Here is an 18,839-nt window from a genome sequence, read left to right as displayed (position 1 = left end):
TGGCACCCGGCCCGTCCGGCTGCCATGGTCGTGCTGCTTGAGCAACTGACAAGCGACTTCCCAGGCGCCCCGGGCCGACAAGGCCCGGGGCGCCTGTCGTTTTCCCGGACCTGTCCGCCTCCGGGGGCCCCGGCCCTTTTGGAGAAACAGACATGACCATGAACGCGCACGGCGCCATCGCCACCACCGCGGAGACCACCACCACGGAGACCACCACCGTGGAGACCGCCCCCTCCCCCGCCGCCGACACCGGCGCCCGCACCCCCGAGGCCGCCGGAGTGATCACCGGCGCCCGGGAGCGGATCGACGACCTCGACGGCCGCATCATCGGCCTCGTGCAGGAGCGGATGGCCGTCTCGGCGGTGATCCAGCGCGAGCGCATCGCCTCCGGGGGCCGGCGCGTCAATCTCTCGCGCGAGATGGAGATCCTCGGCCACTACCGCGAGCAGCTCGGCCGGCCGGGCACCGCGCTGGCCATGACCTTGCTGGAGCTGTGCCGGGGCCGCGTCTGACGGGCGAATGCCGACCGGGGCCGTCACCCGTACGGCGCCGTGACCGGCGGCTGATCATCTTCGTTAATACCGGTGACCGCACCAGCCAGGAGCGGTCCTCTCGAAATCCACGCGTGGCTTCCGTCCCTGTTCAACTGGGCGCCCGGCATCGACAGGGCGGATCCGCCGGAGTGGGAGACGCGCGAGCACGCGTGTCGTGGGACCCCCCTCCGGTGGCACGGCGACCGGTCAGCAGGGGACAGCAGCCCGGCCGCCATCCAAGGGACGGTCGGTTCCGGGGACGCCTGGAACCGACCGTATCCGGTCGAAACGGTTGCGCCCGGGAGGCGCATCCCCCACGATGCCAAGGGGAACCGAAAGTCCGCACCAATCCCCTCGCGTCCCACCGCCATTGGTTCAACCATCCGTTCGGACCAAGCTCATCCCCCAGCCCGCGGCGCTCCCCCCGGCGCCGCTCCGCGGCACCGACCTGCCCTGATCTCGGTGCCGGCAGTCAAGGGCCCCGTGGCCGCCCGCAGCCCCCGCGTCGGCGGCCCGGGGCCCTTCGCCGTGCCCCGGTGCGGTCAGGACTCCCGCGGCACCCTCGGCACCGGAAGCAGCGGCAGGCGCAGCGCCGCGAAGGCGTCCTTGGGCACGGCCGGGTGCCGGGGTTCGACGGCGGCCGTGCGCTCGTACGCCCGGCCCTGCTCGGGGCGGGGGTCGGTCTCGCCCTTGTTCGGCCAGAAGGACATCGCGCGCTCGGCCTGCGCCGTGATCGTCAAGGCGGGGTTGACGCCGAGGTTCGCGGAGACGGCCGCGCCGTCGACGACGGAGATGCCCGGGTGGCCGTGGAGCCGGTGGTACGGGTCGATCACGCCCCGGGAGGCGTCGGCGCCGATCGGGCAGCCGCCGATGAAGTGCGCGGTGAGCGGCGTGCCGATGAGCTCGCCGACGTTGCTGCCCGGGAAGCCGTTGATCTCCTCCGCGACGAGGGACGCCGCCCGGGTCGCCTGTGGGAGCTGTACGGGGTTGGGCTCGCCGTGGCCCTGCCGGGCGGTGAGCAGCCCCTTGCCGGGACCCCTCGGCCGCCGGTAGGTGGTGAGGGAGTTGTCCAGCGACTGCATCACCAGGCCGATGATCGTGCGCTCGGACCAGCGGCGGTTGGACAGCGACCGCAGCAGCAGGACGGGGTGACGGACGCACCGCCCCGCGAAGGCCACCGCCCGGGGCGCGCGCGTCCCCACCGGCACCTGGAGGACGGACAGGAAGCCCATCGCGTTGGAGCCCTTGCCGTAGCGGACGGGCTCGATGTGCGTGTCGGCGTCCGGGTGGATGGACGAGGTGATCGCGACGCCCCGGGTGAAGTCCGGCCGCTCGCCGTGGCGTTCGCGGTAGCGCCGGTCGGTGGTCTGGGAGCCGACCACCGCCTCGGAGTTCGTCCTGGTCAGCATGCCGAGCCGGGGGGAGATCCCGGGCAGCAGGCCCTTGTCCCGCATCGTGTGCAGCAGCGTCTGCGTGCCGTACGTGCCGGCGGCGAGCACGACGTACCGGGCGCGCAGCGTCCTCGGGCGCGCCCGGTGGCGTCCGCGCCGCCGGTCCGTGGGGACGGTGACGACGCGGTAGCCGCCGTCGCGGTGCTCGGCGACGGCCAGCACCGTCGTCATCGAGTGGATCACCGCTCCGGCGCGTTCGGCGAGGTGGAGGTAGTTCTCGCAGAGGGTGTTCTTCGCCCCGTGCCGGCAGCCCGTCATGCACTCGCCGCACTCGACGCAGGCCCGCCGGTCCGGCCCGGCGCCCCCGAAGTAGGGGTCGGGCGCCTCCTCGCCGGGCCGGGCGCGGCGTTCGCCGTCGCCGTCCCGCCCGTCCCCGAAGAACACCCCGACCGGCGCCATGTGGAAGGTGTCCCCCACGCCCATCTTGTCGGCGGCCGCCTTGAGATGGACGTCGGACGGCGTGGTGGTCGGGTTGATCCGCACCCCGAGCATCCGCCGCGCCTGCTCGTAGTACGGCCGCAGCTCGCCCTCCCAGTCGGTGATCCCGGCCCACTGCGGGTCGTCGAAGAACGCCTTCGGCGGTACGTAGAGGGTGTTGGCGTAGTTGAGCGATCCGCCGCCCACGCCGGCGCCCGCCAGCACCATGACGTTGCCGAGCAGGTGGATGCGCTGGAGGCCGTAGAGTCCGAGGGCCGGGGCCCAGAGGTAGTTCCGCAGGTCCCAGGAGTTCCTGGGCAGGGTGTCGCGGGTGAAGCGGCGGCCGGCCTCCAGCACGCCCACCCGGTAGCCCTTCTCCGTCAGGCGCAGGGCGGAGACGGAACCACCGAATCCCGACCCCACGACGAGCACGTCGTAGTCGTACGTTCCCTTCACCACTGCCCCTCCTCAGCGCAGCCGGAGCGCCTTCAGGGCGCGCAGCCCGCCCGTCATCAGCCGTGCGTACGCCTCGTCGTCCAGGCCGAACGCGGGTCCCATCGGCACCAGCCGCTGCTGGGCGATCGTCTGCGCCTCCGTGTACTTGAGGATGCCCTCGGCGCCGTGCCGCCGGCCCAGGCCGGAGTCGCCCATGCCGCCCATCGGCGCGCGGGCGCTGCCGTAGGCCGCCGCGTACGCCTCGTTGACGTTGACCGTGCCGGCCCGCAGCCGGGCCGCGACCGCCCGGCCCCGGCGCCCGTCGGCCGTCCACACGCTCGCGTTGAGGCCGTACGGGGTCTCGTTGGCGAGCCGCACCGCCTCGTCCTCGTCGTCGAAGCGGTAGACGGAGACCACCGGGCCGAATGTCTCCTCGGCACAGACGGCCATGGGCGGCTCCACCCCGTCCAGGATGGTCGGCTCGTAGAACAGCGGTCCGACGTCCGGCCGGGGGCGGCCGCCCGCGAGGACCGTGGCGCCCTTGGCCACGGCCTCGTCCACGTGCCGGGTGACGTTCTCCAGCTGCCGCTCCGACACCAGCGACCCCATGTCGGCACCGTAGGCGAGGCCCGTCCCCAGGCGCAGGGCCTTCGTGCGCGCGGCGAAGCGCTCCAGGAAGACGTTTGCCACGGAGGAGTGGACATACAGTCGCTCGATGGAGACGCACAGCTGTCCGGCGGAGGAGAAGCAGCCGCGGACCGCGCCCGCCGCCGCCTTCTCGACGTCCGCGTCGCGCAGCACCAGCATGGCGTTCTTGCCGCCCAGTTCGAGCGAGCAGCCGACGAGCCGGTCCGCCGCGCTCCGGGCGACCTCGCGGCCGGTGCGGGTGGAGCCGGTGAAGGAGACGAAGTCGGCGTGGGCGACCACGGCGGGACCGACGACCGGGCCCTCCCCGAGCACCACCTGCCACACGCCCTCCGGGAGCCCGGCCTCCACCAGCAGTTCGCGGGCCCACAGGGCGGTCAGCGCGGTCTGGGTGTCGGGCTTCATCACCACGGCGTTGCCCGCGGCGAAGGCGGGCAGCGCGTCCCCGACGGACAGCTCGAACGGGTAGTTCCACGGCGCTATCTGCCCCACCACACCGCGCGGCACGCGCAGTTCGGTGACGCGCGTGAGGGTGGGGAGGACGCCCAGGTGTGCCTTGGGCCGCAGATAGGAGGGGGCCCACCGGCCGTAGTGCCGGGCGGCGACGGCGACGGCCTGCACCTCCTCGTGGGCGTGCAGCCGGGCCTTGCCCGTCTCCAGCTGGACGAGGTCCAGGATCTCGGACTGGCGGGCGAGCACGAGGTCGTGGAAGCGCAGCAGCACCGCCGCCCGGCGCCGTACGGGCGTCTCCGCCCAGGCGCGCCGCGCCTCGCGGGCCCGGGCGAAGGCCTCCGCCACGTCCTCGGGCGAGGACTCGGGCAGGTCGGCCAGCTTCCGTCCGGTGAAGGGGGCGTGGCTCGCCGTGCGGCCGCCGGAGCTCACCACCGCGCGCGTGAGCCGGGCGACGAGCTCCGGCGTGACGACGTCGGCGGCGGTACGAGCGCCCGCCGGGGCGACAGGGTTGCCCGCCGGGGCGACGGGATCGCCATCGGCGACTGTTCCAGTGTCCTGCGTGTCCGTCATGCGGGTGAGCGTATGCGGGGCGGGACGCTTTGAATACCCGGCGGTAATCAACTCTCTTGTCAGGGCGAGGAGACGGGCCTGGTCCGGACGAAGGTGGACAGCGCCGTGTCGAAGTACCGCTTGCCCTCGTCCTCCCTCCCGGCCGGGGAGGACACCCACACGTCATACATCTTGTCCCCCTCGTCCCACGCGAGGTCGTAGGTGTGCCGGGGGCCCGCCGGGGCCTTCTCCTTCTCGTCGAAGCCGTCCCACGTGAACTCCCAGGTCGCCGCCCGGTGGCCGCGCAGCTCGGTCCGCTCGACCTTGCCGTCCCGGTAGCCGGGGTAGCGGTCGGGGGCGAGGGCGGCGGAGGAGCGCATGACCGTGATCGGGCCGCCCTCCTGCATGTCCTGGATGAGGACGCCGATACGGAAGTCCTTGCCGGGCGAGTAGTAGAAGACGCGCGGCGGCTCGAGGGAACGGGTGAATCCGTCGGGCACGGCGAAAGCGAAGCCCGCCGGGTCCTGGACGGAGCGATAGCCGGCGGGCGCGGTGACGGAGGCGGTGGCGGGTGGTGGTGGCGCGGGTGCGGACGGCGACACGGACACCGCCGTGGCACCGGGGGTCAAGGGCGCGGAGAAGGGCGGCCGCCCGTCGGCGAGCCCGTTCTTCGCACTGTCCTCGTTCATCAGCAGCGCCGCCGCGCCGGCGCCCATGCCGGCCAGCGCGACGACGGTGAGCGCCACCAGCAGGGCCGTACGGGAGCGGCCACCTGCCTGCGACGCGGGGCAGGGCAGGAGCGGGAGGGCGGGCCGGGTGGGCAGCCGGTCCGGGGGCAGCCGGCCGCCGTCGAGGAACGCCCTCAGCGTCGCCTCCGCCTCGTCCGCGCCCATCCGCCGCGCCGGATCCCGCTCCAGCAGGCCGCGGACGACCGGGAGCAGCGGACCGGCCGCCGTGGGCGGCCGGATCTCGTCGTAGACGACGGCGTGCAGGATGCCGCCCAGCGAGTCGCGGTGGAAGGGCGACTCTCCGCTGAGCGCGGTGCACAACAGCACGCCCAGCGACCACAGATCGGACTCCGGGCCCGCGCGCCCGCCGGACATCCGCTCCGGCGCGGTGTACTCGGGCGAGCCGACGAACGCGCCCGTCTCCGTGATCGTCGTGACGCCCGAGACCTGGGCGATACCGAAGTCGGTGAGGACGACGCGACCGGTGCCCTCCTCCAGCAGGACGTTGGGGGGCTTGATGTCCCGGTGCAGCACGCCCCGCGCGTGCGCCGCGCGCAACGCGCCCAGCAGCGCGACCCCGATCCGCGCCGCCTCCTGGACGCCGACCGGCCCCTCCGCCGACAACAGGCCCGACAGGGAACGGCCGTCGATCAGCTCCATGACGATCCAGGGCCGGCCGTCCTGCTCGACGATGTCGTGCATCACGATCACGTTCGGATGCCTGATCAGCGCGACCGCGCGCGCCTCGCGCAGCATCCGCCCGTACTGCGCCCGGGTCTCCCGCTCGGACGGCTGCTCGTCCACGTGCAGTTCCTTGACCGCGACCTCGCGCGCCAACAGCTCGTCCGTGGCACGCCATACGGTCCCCATACCGCCGCGCCCGATCTTCCGGCCCAGCCGGTACCGCCCGGCGATGAGACCGCCGTGTGCAGCGAAGGTGCCCATGAGCCCATATTGCCCCACACCCACCCGCCCGACCGGGCCCGTACCGGACGCTTCACTCTCCGGCTCGCACGCCCGCGCTCGTTGAGTGACCGAAGCGCCGGGCGTTCCTGGCGTTCCGGCAGCGGTTCCCGCCATGCGAGAACACCGAGGGTGGGGAATTCCGCGGCCTTGTCCGTGGCCTTGCCTGCGGCCTTGTCCGTGACCGCGTCCTGCCGACATCCTGAACGCCCGTACGTCCCGCACTCCGTGGCCCCGTCCCCCCGACCCCGGACCGTCACGCCGACCGGGCGTCAGCCCGAGCGAGGAGCGCCCCGTGCCCAGGACCCCTGCCCGGCGGACGGCCACCGCGTCACGGAGGGCCGGCGGGACCGCGGCGACCGTCGCCGCCGCCTCGCCCGCACCCGGTGGGCTCGTCGCCACGATGACGGCCCTGCACCGGACGGCGGGCGGAACGGCGGTCGCGGCCCTGGTCGCACGTTCGAGCCCCTCGGGTGCTTCGGGCGCCTCGGGAGCAACCGCGACCGCTGGGCGGCGGTTCGCACCCTTCCGTCGGGCGGCGACGCCGCAGGACGTGTCCGTCGCCTCCCTGGCCCCGTTGGACACGCTCGGCTTCCGGGGGCTCACCTACCCCGAGGGATGCACCACGGGCAACGACGTACGGCTCGAGCAGCTGTTCCGGCAGACCGGCGGCGGGTCCGAGCCGGGCTACCCGAAAGGCTTCGAGGAGATCCGGCTCATCGACCAGTACCTGCTGCACGAGAACCGGCCGCAGGTGGCCACGGCCATGCACGCGATCAACGGCGACTTCGTGGCCGGCGCCAACAACACGGATCAGAACATCTTCATGGGCACCGCGAAGGCCAACAAGACCCACCTCAACGAGGTGGAGGCCCCGCTCCGCCAGGCCCTGCAGGGCCGTACCGCCTCCGGCCGCGCCGCCCGCTACGAGGCCGCCCTGGCCGCCCACCCGCCCGTGGCGCTCGCGGCCGACCCCGCGATCATCGCCTGGGACGCCCCGGGCGCGGACATCCCCGGTGCCACCGAGGTCTCCGGCACCGCCCGCTGGGCTCCCGCGCCGCTGACGCGGATCACGCACTACGTCGACACGGCCCGGCTCGCCGCGGCGCCCACCGAATTCCCGCGGATCGTCGACTACAGCGTCGTACCGGAATACAAGCCCGACAGGCTGCCCGCCCACATCGACCGGAACATCGCCGAGGCGGAGGTCAAGATCACCGAAGCGGAGGCGGAGCTCGCCGGTCTCACGGACCCCGCCGAGCGCGACGAACTGGCGGAGAAGATCAAGAACGAGCGGTGGGCGGTGGAGCGGCTGCGGCTCAACGGGCCGCGGCTCTTCCCCACGGCCTTCACCGCGGAGGCCACCTACTATCTGGCCTCCTACGCCCCGGACCGGCGCTGGCTCGTCGGCCGGGACGCCGGGACCTTCGACGCCCAGGAGTGACGAGGGCGGCAGGAGCGGACGCGGGCGTCAAGAGCAGGGGAAAAATTCATGTACAGTTGTTCCCGCAACGCCGACCGGCCAGCGGAAACGCCGACCGGGACGCCGAGCGCTCGTAGCTTAACGGATAGAGCACTTGACTACGGATCAAGAGGTTGCAGGTTCGAATCCTGCCGAGCGCACTCTCTTCGACGGGAGCCAGACGTATCGAACGTCCGGCTCCCGTTCTTCGTTTCCGCTACCGTCCGTGCGCTCCGCCGCCGTGAAGCCGTGGCGTTCGTAGAAGCGGTGGGCCGGGGTGTTGACCTGGAAGGTCCACAGCTCCAGGCCCTCGGGGCGGCGCTCCTTGGCCAGGGCGACGAAGCGGTCGCCCAGGCCCTCGCCCCGGCGCTCGGGGGAGAGGTAGAGCTGGTCGAGATGGCCGCCCTGGAGGACCATCACCCCCACGATCGTCCCGCCCGCCCCTTCCGCCACCCACGTCTCGCGCTCGGGCACGACGACGTAGCGGAACCACGCCCGCACCTCGTCGTCCGTGTGCGCCCGGCGGACGGCCGGGAGGGCGGCGGTGTACGAGCGCAGCCACACCTCGGCGGCTCCGGCCGCGTCGGCGGGCTCGGCGCGGCGGATGATCACAGTGTTCGTGTCGGTCATACGGCGCACCGTCTCAGCCCCGCACGCGTTCACGCACCCGCATTTCCCGCGCCCTAGGACAGGGCCTGTCCTAGATCCCGTCTACCTTCACCCTCATGAGCAGCAGTGCCCTCCCCCGCATCAGCGATGACGCGCGGCGTGCCCGGCTCGGCAGCCGGCACCTTCTCGCGCCCGCGCACCGGGCCACCAGCGTCGAGGACGTGGCGGACGCGCTCGTCGGGCTGCACGCCTCCGACGCGGCGACCGTCTATCTGTCCGCCTGCGCGCGGCTCGCCGAGCCGGACCCGGCCGAGGTGGAACGGGGGCTGTACGACGACGTGACGCTGATCAAGCTGCTGTCGATGCGGCGCACGATCTTCGCCGTGAGCACCGAGGTGGCCCCCGCCGTGGAGTTCTCCACCGCGCGCGGCATCGCCAGGCGCGAGCGGGCCGGGCTGCTGAAGGCCCTCGGGGAGGCGTGGGACGAGCGGCGGCTCGCGGAGGCCGAGGAGGCGGCGCTGGCGGCGCTCGCCGCGCGCGGTGAGGCGACGACGGCCGAGCTGGCCGAGGACGTGCCCGCGCTCCGGGAGAAGATCACGACGTCGCCGGGCAAGCCGTACGAGTCGCGGCAGAGCGTGGGGAGCCGGGTGCTGCGGCTGCTGGCCTCGGACGGGCACGTACGACGGTCCCGGCCGCGCGGGTCCTGGACGAGCAGCCTCTATTCGTGGGCGCCCGCGCCCCGCATCCCCGAGCTGCCCGAGCGGGAGGCGCGGGCGGAGCTGGTGCGGCGCTGGCTCGCGTCGTACGGGCCGTCGACCGAGGCGGACCTGAAGTGGTGGACGGGCTGGTCGCTGCGGGACACCAGGGCCGCCCTGGCCGACACGGGCGCCGTGGGCGTGCGGCTCGACCGGGGGCCGGGGCTCGCGCTGCCGGACGATCTCGAGCCCGTCGAACCCGCCGGCGACTGGGCGGCGCTGCTGCCCGGGCTGGACCCGACGGCCATGGGCTGGCGGGAGCGCGACTGGTATCTGGACCCGGAGCACATCCCCTTCCTCTTCGACCGCGCGGGGAACATCGGGCCCACGGTGTGGTGGAACGGCCGGATCGTCGGCGGCTGGGCCCAGCGGGCGAACGGCGAGATCGTCTGGCGCGCCCTGGCGGACCCGGGGCGTGACGCGGCCGCCGCCGTCGAGGCCGAGGCCGGGCGGCTGGCCGCGTGGCTGGGGGACGTGCGCGTCACGCCCCGGTTCCGGACGCCGCTGGAGCGGGAGCTGGTGCGGTGACTCGGCCGGGCGCTCGGACGCCCGGCACTCGGACGCCCGGCACTCAGACGTCCGGCCCTCAGACGTCCGACCGGCGCGTCGGGCGCTTGGTCGGCTCGTCCCCGTACGGCGTGGTCATGAACTCCAGCGCGACCGTGCCGCCCGGGTCGCGGAGGTAGAGGCCCCGGCCGCCGTACTCGTGGTTGATCGTGCCCGCGGATTCGGCCCTCATCAGGGGGTCGGGGTAGTAGGGCAGCCCGCGTTCGGTGATCCGGCCGAGGATCGCGTCGAACTCCCCGTCGGTGACGAGGAAGGCGAGGTGGCTGGGGTTGAGGTCGGCCGGTGCCACCAGGTCGTCGCAGAAGTCGATGCCGACGCCGTTGGAGCTGGTGATCTGGGTGAAGTGGCCCCAGTCCCGGGGGGCCTCGGCGGCCATGAGCTCCGCGACGAAGGCCGCGCTCTGCCGACGGTCCTTGACGTGGACGATGATGTGGTTCAACTCGTTTGCCATGACGGGTCCTTCCGTTTGAGGAACGGTGTCAGGAGGTCTGTCGTGCCGGTCTGCCCGGCAGGGCGAGGCCGCCGAGCGCCGCGCACGCGGCGAACAGGGCGGCGACCAGCAGCCCCCTGCCGTAGCCGGCGGTCAGCGCGGCGGCGACGTCGTACGTGCCGGAGGCGAGGCGGTCCGCCGTGACGTGCGCGGCCACGGTGCCGACGACGGCGAGGCCGACGGCCCCGCCGACCTGCCGGGAGGTGTTGACGAGGCCCGAGGCGAGCCCGGCCTCGGCGCGGTCGGCGCCGGCGGTCGCGGCCACCGTGGCGGGCATGGTGGCGAGGCCCGTGCCGAAGGTGGCCAGCACGAACGGCACCAGGACGTCGGTGGTGTAGCCGCCGGTCGCGTCGACGCGCGAGAGCCAGAGGAAGCCGACCGTGCTCAGCGCCATGCCGCCGACGAGCAGCGGGCGCGGCCCGGTGCGGCCTATGAAGCGGGTGGCTATCCGGGCGCCCAGGATGATCGCGAGGGAGCCGGGCGCGAAGGACAGGCCGGCGCGGATCGGGCTGTAGTGGAGGCCGCGCTGGAAGTACAGGGAGAGCACGAACCACATCGAGAACATGGCCGCGCCGATGACGACCACGACCGGGTTCGCGGTCGCGACGGACCGGCGGCGCAGTACGCGCAGCGGTACGAGCGGGTGGGCGACGCGGGCCTCGACGGCGACGAAGGCGGCCAGCAGCGCGGCCGCGGCCACCAGCGGCCCCCACACCCACGGCGAGCCCCAGGCGTGGGTCTCGCTGGCGACGATGCCGTAGACGAGGGCGGTCAGCCCGGCCGTCACGGTGACCGCGCCGGGCAGGTCGAGACGGCGCAGCCCGCCCCTGCCGGAGGTGGCGGCCGGGACGTAGACGAGCGCGGCGGCCAGCAGGGCGATGCCTATGGGCACGTTGACGAACAGTACCCAGCGCCAGCCCGCGTACTCGGTGAGGACGCCGCCGATCACGGCACCCACGGCGCCGCCGGCGGCCATGACGGCGCTCCAGGCGCCCATGGCCCGGGTGCGGGCGGCGGGCTCGGTGAAGGTCGTCATGATCAGGGTGAGGGTGGCGGGTGCGAGGACGGCGCCGCCGACGCCCTGCACCGCGCGGGCGGCGATCAACAGGCCGCCGTCGGTGGCGAAGCCGCCCGCGAGGGAGGCGCCGGTGAAGGCTGCGACGCCGGTGAGGAACGCCTTCTTGGTGCCGACGAGGTCGGCCAGCCGGCCGCCGAGCAGCAGCAGCCCGGCGAAGCCGAGGGTGTAGGCGTTGACGATCCACTGCTGGCCCGCGCCGTCGAGGTGGAGCTCGGACCCCATGGACGGCAGCGCCACGTTAACGATCGACACATCGAGGATGACCATGAACTGGGCGACGCAGGCGATGGCCAGGATCGCGGCGGTGGAGCGCGGGCCGGGGGCGGCCGCCGGGCCGTCCTCCGTCCGCCGGGGAGCGGCGGCGGTGTGCATGGAGGTGTCCTCACCACATCGGAAGCGAGACAGCGGAGCGAGACGTCGAAGCGAGACAGCGGAAGCGGGCGGGAAGCCCGAAACTAGAGACGCTATAAAAATATAGCACCTCTACTTCCGCCGGTCAGGTGGTTATTCTTGGCGTCATGACCAAGGCCACGCCGACTGCCGCCACGGGGACGACCGCCACCACGGGGATGCGCGGTCGCAAACGGGAGCGGACCCGCCGCGCCATCGCCGACGCGGCCTTCCGGCTCTTCGCCGAGCAGGGCTTCGAGGCGGTGACGCTCACGCGGATCGCGGCGGAGGCCGATGTGGCGCCGGCGACGGTCTTCACGCACTTCGCGTCGAAGGAGGACATCTTCTTCAGCCGCCGCGAGGAGTTCCGGGCGGGCCTGCCGGACGCCGTCGCCCCGGCCCGGACCGGCGCCGAGCTCCTCGCGGCCGTACGGGACTTCTACGCCCACGGCGTCGAGCTGGTCCTCGACCCGGACCGCATCGACACCGGGCGGGTCTTCGCCCGGGTGCTGCGCGGCAGCCCCACGCTGATGAGCGGCTATCTGCCGATGAGCAGGGAACGGCAGCGGCTGCTCACCGAGTCGCTGGCGGAACGGGCTCCGCGGGCCAGCCGGGCCGAGCTGGAGCTGTTCGCCGCGCTGGCCGTCGCCGCCGGGGAGCGGGCCTACGAGGTGCTGCACACCGCCCTGGTGGCGGACGAGCCCGTCGAGCGGGTGCGCGCCGTCGCCACCGAGGCCCTCGACCTGGGCTTCTCCCGGCTCGCCCACGCCTATGAGGGCTCGGACGTCCTCGACGCCGAGCCCTCCTGAGCGCCGAAGGTCAGCCCTCGACCTTCCACGACAGCTCGCCGCGCAGCCGCTTGGCCAGCTCCGGGTCGCGCACCGCGTCCGTGCGGTCGACCGCACGGGCCGTCAGCGTGTGCGTACGGCCGTCGCGCGGCACGCCCACGGCACCCGGCACGACCGTCGTCTTCCCCCGGAACCAGACGACCTCGTGGCCGTCGACGTACCAGTGGACGGTGCTCGTCGCGGCGGGCAGCCGGACGCCGACGCGCGCGCCACGTCCGACCGTCGCACCGGCGGCCGCCGTTCCGTCGGCGGCGGTCAGCACGCTCGCGTGCCGGTAGAAGCCCGCGATCATGGCCTCACGGCCGACGAGGTTGAACTCCCGCCCCAGCGACCGCATGATCGAGTTCTCGGTGGGGCGGAAAAGGCCCTTGGGGTAGTAACCGCCGCCCTCGAAGGACCCGACCGTGCCGCCGTCCGGTGACTGCTGGCCGAGCCAGCGGTACCACTTGGTCCGCTGCGCGCCCATCCGGCCCGCGTCGAGCGTGCTGGTGTTGACGTCGCGGGGCTCTGCGCCGGTGTAGGTGCCGTACTCGTCGTACTGGTACTCGTCGGCGAGCTTGCCCAGCGAGTGACCGGTCTCGTGGACGGCGATCTGGTCGGAGCGGTCGTTGTCGGAGGAGGCGGTGGCGATGCCGTCGTAACCGACCTTGGAGACGACGTCGTTGTAGCCCGCCCCGCCGTACTTGGTGGAGTTGGCGAGCACCACGACCAGATCGGCGGCGGGCGCCTTGGCGGCGTACGACTCGACCTTGCCGGTGTCGACGCAGAGCAGCCGCTCGACCCCGTCGCAGAAGAAGCCCGAGCCGAGGGCGGTGTCCCGCTTCACGCCCTGCGCCGGGTCGCCGGAGACGCCCGAGTCGCGCGAAACGGCGTCCACGGCCCAGATGTTGAAGAGGTTCCGGTACGAGGCGTAGGGCTCGACCGCCGACATCTTCGCCCACTTGGCGCGCACGGCCGTATGGAAGGCCTCCTGCTGGGAGGCGGTGTAGCCGTCGCCGATGAAGACGACGTCGAGCTTGGTGCCGACGGGGCCGTTGTTGACGACCGAGGTCACGGCGCCGTCGCCCTTGACGGACGGGGCGGACGGGGCGAGGGAGCGGGGCGAGGTGGGGGACGCCGGGACGGTCCTGTGGTGGGGGTGACCGCCGGGCTCGGTGAAGTACTCCACCCGCTGGGTGGGTTTGGGCGCCGGAGTGGCACCAACGGCGGAAGCGTGCGGGGCCGCCGTGGCGGCGAGCGCGGCCGTTAAGGCGGCGCCCGCCACTATGGATATTCGTCTGTACGTGCGCATGGGGGGTTCCTCCCGAACCGAAACCCGCCGGTTAAGTGGCGAGTTAAGTCGCGTTAAGGCGCCGCTCAACGTAGAGGCTCAGGAGGTTCATGACAATGGATGTGACGGGAAACGAAGGGGACCGCTACTGAGGGCTAGTCAGGCGCACAGGGCCGATCACACCTCGTCCCGGACGAGCCCCAGCAGCCGGTCCAGCACCACGCGGCCGCCCGCGCGCACGCCGTCGTGCTCGTACTCGTCGGTGACCCAGGTCCGCAGCCCGGCGATCGACCGGGCCGTGCGCAGGGAGTGCTCGGTGTCCACGTAGAGGTCGTCGTGGTAGACGGCCGCCGCGACCGGCACCGTGTTGCGGGCGAGCCTGTCCGCGTCGTAGAGCGGGGTCCAGCCCTCGCGCTCCGCGAGGAGTTCGGCGGTGCGCCGCAGAGGGCGCAGGGCCGGCTGGGTCTCCAGCATCCAGGGGTGGACGGTCTCACCCGTGAAGAGGAAGCGACCCTCGGGCTCGAAGTGGCGTTCGAACTGCGGGAATTCCGCGCGGACGCGCTCGGCGGACCAGTGCGTCGCACGCCCGTCCTGGGCATAAATGGCCTCATGGAGGAGGGTGTAGAGCGGGCTGGCGGTGCGCGAGAGCACCGCCGCGACCTGCTCGCCGAAGGCGTCCGACAGCCGCGGTCCGGCGGCCGTCGGCACGAAGACGTCCTCCAGCAGGTAGTGCAGCCGGTGGGAGCCGTCGCCGGTGCCCAGCAGGATGCCGAGCTGCTGGAACGCCGCCACGGTCAGCACGGAGCCGTCCGGGAGCGTCTCCTCCGTCTCCGCCAGGTGCTCCGCCACGCGCCGGGCCACCGCCTCGTCGTCCGGATAACGGGCGTAGTGGGCCAGCGTCTTGCGCTCCATGCGCGGGTACGCGGCGCGGTAGACGGCGTCCGCGTCGCCGTCCAGCGAGGGCAGCCCACCGGTGATCATCACCTCGGCCAGGCCCTCCGGCGCGTACGACAGGTAGCTGACCGCGCAGAAGCCGCCGAAGCTCTGCCCGAGGACGCTCCAGGGCCGGCCGCCGGTCAGCAGCGGCCGGATGTACTCGCAGTCGCGGACGATGGAGTCGGCCCGGAAGTGGGCGAGATACTCCGCCTGCCGCTCGGGGGTGCCGCGCAGGGGCAGCGTCTGCCGGTTGGCGGGGGTGGAGCGGCCGGTGCCGCGCTGGTCGAGCAGGAGGACGCGGTACTCCTCCAGCGCGCGGTCCAGCCAGTTCTCCCGGCCCACGGGCCGGCCGGCGGGGAAGCCCGGCCCGCCCTGGAGGAAGACCAGCCAGGGCAGGTCCTCCCGGGCCCGGCCCGCGGCGACGACCTCACGGGCGTAGAGCCGGATGCGCTCCCCGCCGGGACGGGCGTGGTCGAGCGGTACGTCGAAGAAGTGATCGGTCATGGCGAGACCGGGCTGGCGGACCGTGCCCGCCGCGGAGGCCCCGATGGGCCCGGTGTTCGTGGTGTCACCGTTTCCGGTGGTCTTCGGTATGGGCGGCACGGACGGCACAGGCGGCACGATTACATCCTCACGTAAGCAGATTTAACGTACGGCTTGAATCACGGCGCAATGTACCGAGGGGCGGAAGTGGCCGAGAACAGCACCCACGGCATACGGGCGGACGAGCCCTCCGACATCGGCCGCCGCGTCCTGCGGCTGCGGACCGAGAAGGGACTCACCCAGAAACAACTGGCCGAGCCCGCCTACACGGCGGCCTACATCTCCACCCTGGAGGCCGGCCGGGTCCGGCCCTCCGAGACCGCCCTGCGCCATCTCGCCGGGCGGCTCGGCACCACCGTCGAGGAGCTCACCACCGGCCGCCCGCCCCACCTGGCCACCGAGCTGCGGATGCGGCTGACGGACGCCCGGCGCACCCTGGCCACCGGCGACGCCGAGGACGCCGCCACGCTCTTCCGCGCCCTGCGCGCCGAGGCGGCGGCGCTCTCGCTCGTGAACGAGGAGTCCGCAGCCGTCCTCGGGCTCGGCGACTGCGCGCTGGAGAGCGGCGACCTCACCACCGCGCGCGACCTCTTCGCCGACGCCGAGGCCCTCCTCGCCGACCAGCCGCTGCCGCGCCGCGTGCCCGCCCTGCGCGGCCGCGCCACCGCCCACCTCCTCGCGGGCGAACTGCGCTACGCCTGCTACCTCCTGGAGGCCGCCCTCGACGAGCTCAACGCCTCCGGGATGCACGACCCCGACGCCCTGCTCCTCCTCTACACCGCCTCCATCGCGCCCTACATGGACATGGGAGCGCACGCCCGCGCCGCGCACGCCGCCGAGCTCGCGCTGGCGCTCGCGCCCCAGGTGGACGACCCGGCGCTCGTCGCCGCCATGCACCGGGGCGTGGCCCGCAGCCTCATCGCCGAGGGCCGCATCGCCGACGCCGACGCCTCCCTCGCCAAGGCCCAGGAGCTCTACCAGCAGCTGCGCATACGGACCGAACTCGCCCACTGCCACTGGATGCGCGGCTACGTGCACGCGCAGGACGGCAACCTGCGCAAGGCCGAGAGCGAACTGCGCACCGCCCGCGACATGCTGGCCTCCAAGCGCGCCCCGCTGTTCACCGTGCAGGTGGAGGTGGAGCTCGCGGACGTGCTGCGGCGCCGGGGGAAGGCGCCGGAGGCGGAGGAGCTGCTGCGCCCCCTGCTCGCGCCCACGGCGCTCGGCGCCGAGCGGGGCGCCGTCCACGCCGGCGGGGCGCACCGGCTGCTGGGGCTCATCGCCGAGGACCGGGGCGACACGGACGCCGCCGAGGAGCACTACTGCGCCGCGCTGTCCCTGCTGGAGCGCACCGGCGCGGCGGGCGACCTCGCGGACCTGTGCCGGCTGCTGGGCGATCTGCTGCGGCGCACGGGGCGGACGGAGGCGGCGCTGGACGCCTACCGGACGGGGCTGGGGCACCGGGCGGCGCCGGGCACGACCACGCTGGGGCCGGCGCCGAAGGCACCGCCGCAGTGGCCTGTCGGGCGGATCTGAGAACGGTGCGGCCCGACCGGCCCCGGACAGGCCGCCGCCGGGGGGTGCGGCGGCCTGCGACCGTGGGCCGCATGGTGCAGCATGGACTGCACTCTGCCGCCCGGGTGCCGGAACGTCCATCCGCCCCGGGTCCCGGTTCACCCCCCGCCGGTCGGCGGGGGTCGTCCGGCCCGCGGGCGGAGCCCCGGGCTCCGGCGGCCGCCGAGGGTGCGGCAGGCTGGAGGGGCGGGGCCGCCGACGGCCCCGGTGGACGAGGGAAGAGGTAGCGGACCGTGATCCGTGTGGCGGTGGTGGACGACGAACAGCTCGTCCGGTCCGGGCTGCGCATGATCCTGGGCACGGCCCCGGACATCGAGGTGGTCGCGGACTGCGGTGGTGGCGAGGCCGTGGCCACCGTCGCCGCGCACGCCCCCGACGTCGTGCTCCTCGACATCCGGATGCCGGACGTCGACGGCCTGACGGTGCTGCGCGCGCTGCGGGCCGCCCCCGACCCGCCGCGCGTCGCCATGCTCACCACCTTCGACGCCGAGGAGTACCTCGCCGCCGCGCTGCGCGCCGGCGCGGCCGGCTTCCTGCTCAAGGACACCGACCCCGAGCAGCTGGTGCGGGCCGTGCGCACGCTCGCCGGCGGCGGCAGCGTCCTGGACCCGGGCGTGACCCACGCCGTCATCGGCGGCTATCTCGCCGCCGAAGCGGAGAACACGGCCGCCGAGGCGGTGCGGGGGCTGACCCCGCGCGAGCTCGAGGTGCTGGGGCTGCTCGGCGCGGGGCTGGCCAATCCGCAGATCGCCGAACGGATGGGGCTGGCGCCCAGCACGGTCAAGGACCATGTGCGCGCGGTCCTCGGCAAGCTGGGCGGGATCAACCGCGTCCAGGCCGCGATCGTCGCCGACCGGGCCGGGCTGGTGACCACGGGCCCGGGCGCGCGCGGCGGGTCCCCGGGGGCCGGGCCGGGCGGGAGAGACGGGGACGGACGGCCGTGACGACGCCGTGGCGCGCCGCCCTGCCGTCCCGCGTGCCCGACTGGGCGGCGGTGGCCGGGCCCGCGCTGTTCGCGGCCGGGGACGCGCTGCTGGTCAACGGCGTCACCCCGCGGTTCTCGCTGTGGGTGTCGTTGCTGGCGGCGGTGGCGCTGCTGTGGCGCCGCCGGTTCCCCGCGCCGGTCTTCCTGGCGACGCTGCCGGGGATGTACTACGCGTACATCTGGATCGCGCCCATGTTCGCGCTCTACACGCTGGCGGTGCGGCGCACGGCCAGGCCGCGCGCCGACAAGTGGCTGCTGGGCGGCGCCGGGCTGCTGATGGCCGCCGCGCAGTTCCTGCCGTACCCGGTGTCCGACCTGGCGCTGGGCGACCGCCGCGAGACGGGCGTCAATCTGCTCGACTCGCTCGTGGTGGCCACCACCCCCATCGCCTTCGGCCTGCTCTCCCGGGCCCGCCGGGAGCTGGTCGCCCGGCTCGACGAGCTGACGCGCAGCCGCGCCCGGGAGGACCGGCTGCTGGCCGACCGGGTGCTGGCCACGGAACGCGCGCGGCTCGCGCGGGAGATGCACGACGTCGTCGCCCATCAGGTCAGCCTGATCAGCCTCCAGGCGGGGGCCGTGCAGATCAGCACGGGGGACGACGCGGCCCGTGAGGGCGCCCGGACGATCCGTGAGCTGTCGGTCCGGACCCTGGACGAACTGCGGCACATGGTGGGCATCCTGCGCGCCGCCGGGGCCGACACCGAGGAGCTCACACCGCAGCCCCGGCTGTCCGACCTGCCCCGGCTGATCGAGCTGAGCGCGCTCGACGTCGCCTTCGAGGACGGCTCCGACCCCGGCGCCGAACGCCCGGAGGCCGTGGAGCGGGCGGCGTTCCGCACGGTCCAGGAGGCGCTGACCAACGTACGCAAGCACGCGCCCGGGGCGAAGGTGCTGGTGCGGGTCGTGGAGGAACCGGGGGAGCTGGTGGTCGAGGTGCGCAACGGTCCGGCGGACGCGGCGGTCCCGGCTCCGGAGCTGCCCGGCGGGGGCCACGGCCTGGTGGGGTTGCGCGAGCGGGCGCAGAGCCTCGGCGGGACGCTGGAGGCGGGTGCGACGGACGAGGGCGGATTCGCGGTACGGGCCCGCTTCCCGACGACGGAGCGCTGACGGACCGTCGACCGGCTGTTGGCCGACCGTCGACCGTTCGGCGGCGGACC

Annotated in this window: 15 protein-coding genes and 1 tRNA gene; 8 read left to right on the top strand and 8 right to left on the bottom strand. The window is 73.8% G+C overall.

What is annotated here, in order from left to right:
• Nucleotides 1-152: 152 nt before the first annotated feature.
• Nucleotides 153-512 carry a chorismate mutase gene (locus tag ACX9I7_RS07020; RefSeq protein WP_459386804.1) on the top strand — a complete coding sequence of 120 codons (360 nt, stop codon included), beginning with the start codon at nucleotides 153-155 and terminating at the stop codon, nucleotides 510-512.
• Between the two features lie 563 nt (nucleotides 513-1,075).
• On the opposite strand, the gene ACX9I7_RS07015 is transcribed toward ACX9I7_RS07020, so the two are convergent.
• Genes ACX9I7_RS07015 through ACX9I7_RS07005 form a run of 3 tightly spaced genes read right to left on the bottom strand, consistent with a single transcriptional unit; the run spans nucleotide 1,076 to nucleotide 6,156 of the window.
• The gene (locus tag ACX9I7_RS07015; protein WP_459386803.1) at nucleotides 1,076-2,860 is read right to left on the bottom strand and encodes a GMC oxidoreductase; all 1,785 of its coding nucleotides are present in this window, start codon (nucleotides 2,858-2,860) and stop codon (nucleotides 1,076-1,078) included.
• 9 nt (nucleotides 2,861-2,869) lie between these two features.
• Nucleotides 2,870-4,504: a succinic semialdehyde dehydrogenase gene (locus ACX9I7_RS07010; protein ID WP_459386802.1), complete on the bottom strand. Its 1,635-nt coding sequence runs from the start codon at nucleotides 4,502-4,504 to the stop codon at nucleotides 2,870-2,872.
• Between the two features lie 59 nt (nucleotides 4,505-4,563).
• The gene (locus ACX9I7_RS07005) at nucleotides 4,564-6,156 is read right to left on the bottom strand and encodes a serine/threonine-protein kinase (RefSeq protein ID WP_387575306.1); all 1,593 of its coding nucleotides are present in this window, start codon (nucleotides 6,154-6,156) and stop codon (nucleotides 4,564-4,566) included.
• 313 nt (nucleotides 6,157-6,469) lie between these two features.
• Here ACX9I7_RS07005 and ACX9I7_RS07000 point away from each other — a divergent pair, with 313 nt between their 5' ends.
• A complete protein-coding gene (locus ACX9I7_RS07000; protein WP_459386801.1) occupies nucleotides 6,470-7,618 on the top strand; it encodes a hypothetical protein in 1,149 nt (382 codons plus the stop codon).
• A gap of 106 nt (nucleotides 7,619-7,724) precedes the next feature.
• Nucleotides 7,725-7,797: transfer RNA gene (locus ACX9I7_RS06995), tRNA-Arg, on the top strand.
• Here ACX9I7_RS06995 and ACX9I7_RS06990 read toward each other — a convergent pair.
• Nucleotides 7,763-8,266: a GNAT family N-acetyltransferase gene (locus ACX9I7_RS06990; RefSeq protein ID WP_386726745.1), complete on the bottom strand. Its 504-nt coding sequence runs from the start codon at nucleotides 8,264-8,266 to the stop codon at nucleotides 7,763-7,765. The two genes, ACX9I7_RS06995 and ACX9I7_RS06990, sit on opposite strands and share 35 nt — an antisense overlap.
• A 95-nt stretch (nucleotides 8,267-8,361) precedes the next feature.
• Between ACX9I7_RS06990 and ACX9I7_RS06985 the strand changes: the two genes are divergently transcribed.
• Nucleotides 8,362-9,528: a winged helix DNA-binding domain-containing protein gene (locus ACX9I7_RS06985; protein ID WP_459386800.1), complete on the top strand. Its 1,167-nt coding sequence runs from the start codon at nucleotides 8,362-8,364 to the stop codon at nucleotides 9,526-9,528.
• A 58-nt stretch (nucleotides 9,529-9,586) separates the two neighbouring features.
• On the opposite strand, the gene ACX9I7_RS06980 is transcribed toward ACX9I7_RS06985, so the two are convergent.
• Together ACX9I7_RS06980 and ACX9I7_RS06975 are read right to left on the bottom strand one after the other, a co-directional pair.
• A complete protein-coding gene (locus ACX9I7_RS06980) occupies nucleotides 9,587-10,018 on the bottom strand; it encodes a VOC family protein (RefSeq protein ID WP_189453143.1) in 432 nt (143 codons plus the stop codon).
• A gap of 28 nt (nucleotides 10,019-10,046) precedes the next feature.
• Nucleotides 10,047-11,507, bottom strand: a complete 1,461-nt coding sequence (locus ACX9I7_RS06975; RefSeq protein ID WP_459386799.1) for an MFS transporter — start codon at nucleotides 11,505-11,507, stop codon at nucleotides 10,047-10,049.
• A 146-nt stretch (nucleotides 11,508-11,653) separates the two neighbouring features.
• Between ACX9I7_RS06975 and ACX9I7_RS06970 the strand changes: the two genes are divergently transcribed.
• The gene (locus ACX9I7_RS06970) at nucleotides 11,654-12,334 is read left to right on the top strand and encodes a TetR/AcrR family transcriptional regulator (RefSeq protein WP_387575318.1); all 681 of its coding nucleotides are present in this window, start codon (nucleotides 11,654-11,656) and stop codon (nucleotides 12,332-12,334) included.
• A 10-nt stretch (nucleotides 12,335-12,344) separates the two neighbouring features.
• Here ACX9I7_RS06970 and ACX9I7_RS06965 read toward each other — a convergent pair whose 3' ends face one another.
• Nucleotides 12,345-13,664, bottom strand: coding sequence for a M64 family metallopeptidase (locus ACX9I7_RS06965; RefSeq protein ID WP_459386798.1), 1,320 nt, complete (start codon nucleotides 13,662-13,664; stop codon nucleotides 12,345-12,347).
• Between the two features lie 156 nt (nucleotides 13,665-13,820).
• Nucleotides 13,821-15,083 (bottom strand): alpha/beta fold hydrolase, encoded by a 1,263-nt coding sequence (locus tag ACX9I7_RS06960; protein WP_459386873.1) that lies wholly within the window; start codon nucleotides 15,081-15,083, stop codon nucleotides 13,821-13,823.
• A gap of 186 nt (nucleotides 15,084-15,269) precedes the next feature.
• Here ACX9I7_RS06960 and ACX9I7_RS06955 point away from each other — a divergent pair, with 186 nt between their 5' ends.
• From ACX9I7_RS06955 to ACX9I7_RS06945, 3 genes are all read left to right on the top strand, one after another.
• Complete coding sequence (locus tag ACX9I7_RS06955; protein ID WP_387575324.1) at nucleotides 15,270-16,658, top strand: helix-turn-helix domain-containing protein; 1,389 nt, start codon at nucleotides 15,270-15,272, stop codon at nucleotides 16,656-16,658.
• A gap of 272 nt (nucleotides 16,659-16,930) precedes the next feature.
• Nucleotides 16,931-17,641 carry a response regulator transcription factor gene (locus tag ACX9I7_RS06950; protein WP_358627408.1) on the top strand — a complete coding sequence of 237 codons (711 nt, stop codon included), beginning with the start codon at nucleotides 16,931-16,933 and terminating at the stop codon, nucleotides 17,639-17,641.
• Nucleotides 17,638-18,789: a sensor histidine kinase gene (locus tag ACX9I7_RS06945; protein ID WP_387575328.1), complete on the top strand. Its 1,152-nt coding sequence runs from the start codon at nucleotides 17,638-17,640 to the stop codon at nucleotides 18,787-18,789. Before ACX9I7_RS06950 ends, ACX9I7_RS06945 begins: the two co-directional genes overlap by 4 nt.
• Nucleotides 18,790-18,839: the final 50 nt, after the last annotated feature.

The sequence above is a fragment of the Streptomyces sp. L500 genome (assembly GCF_054551825.1).
Note: the sequence above shows the minus strand (reverse complement) of the source record. Positions and strands in the feature narration are given on the sequence as shown.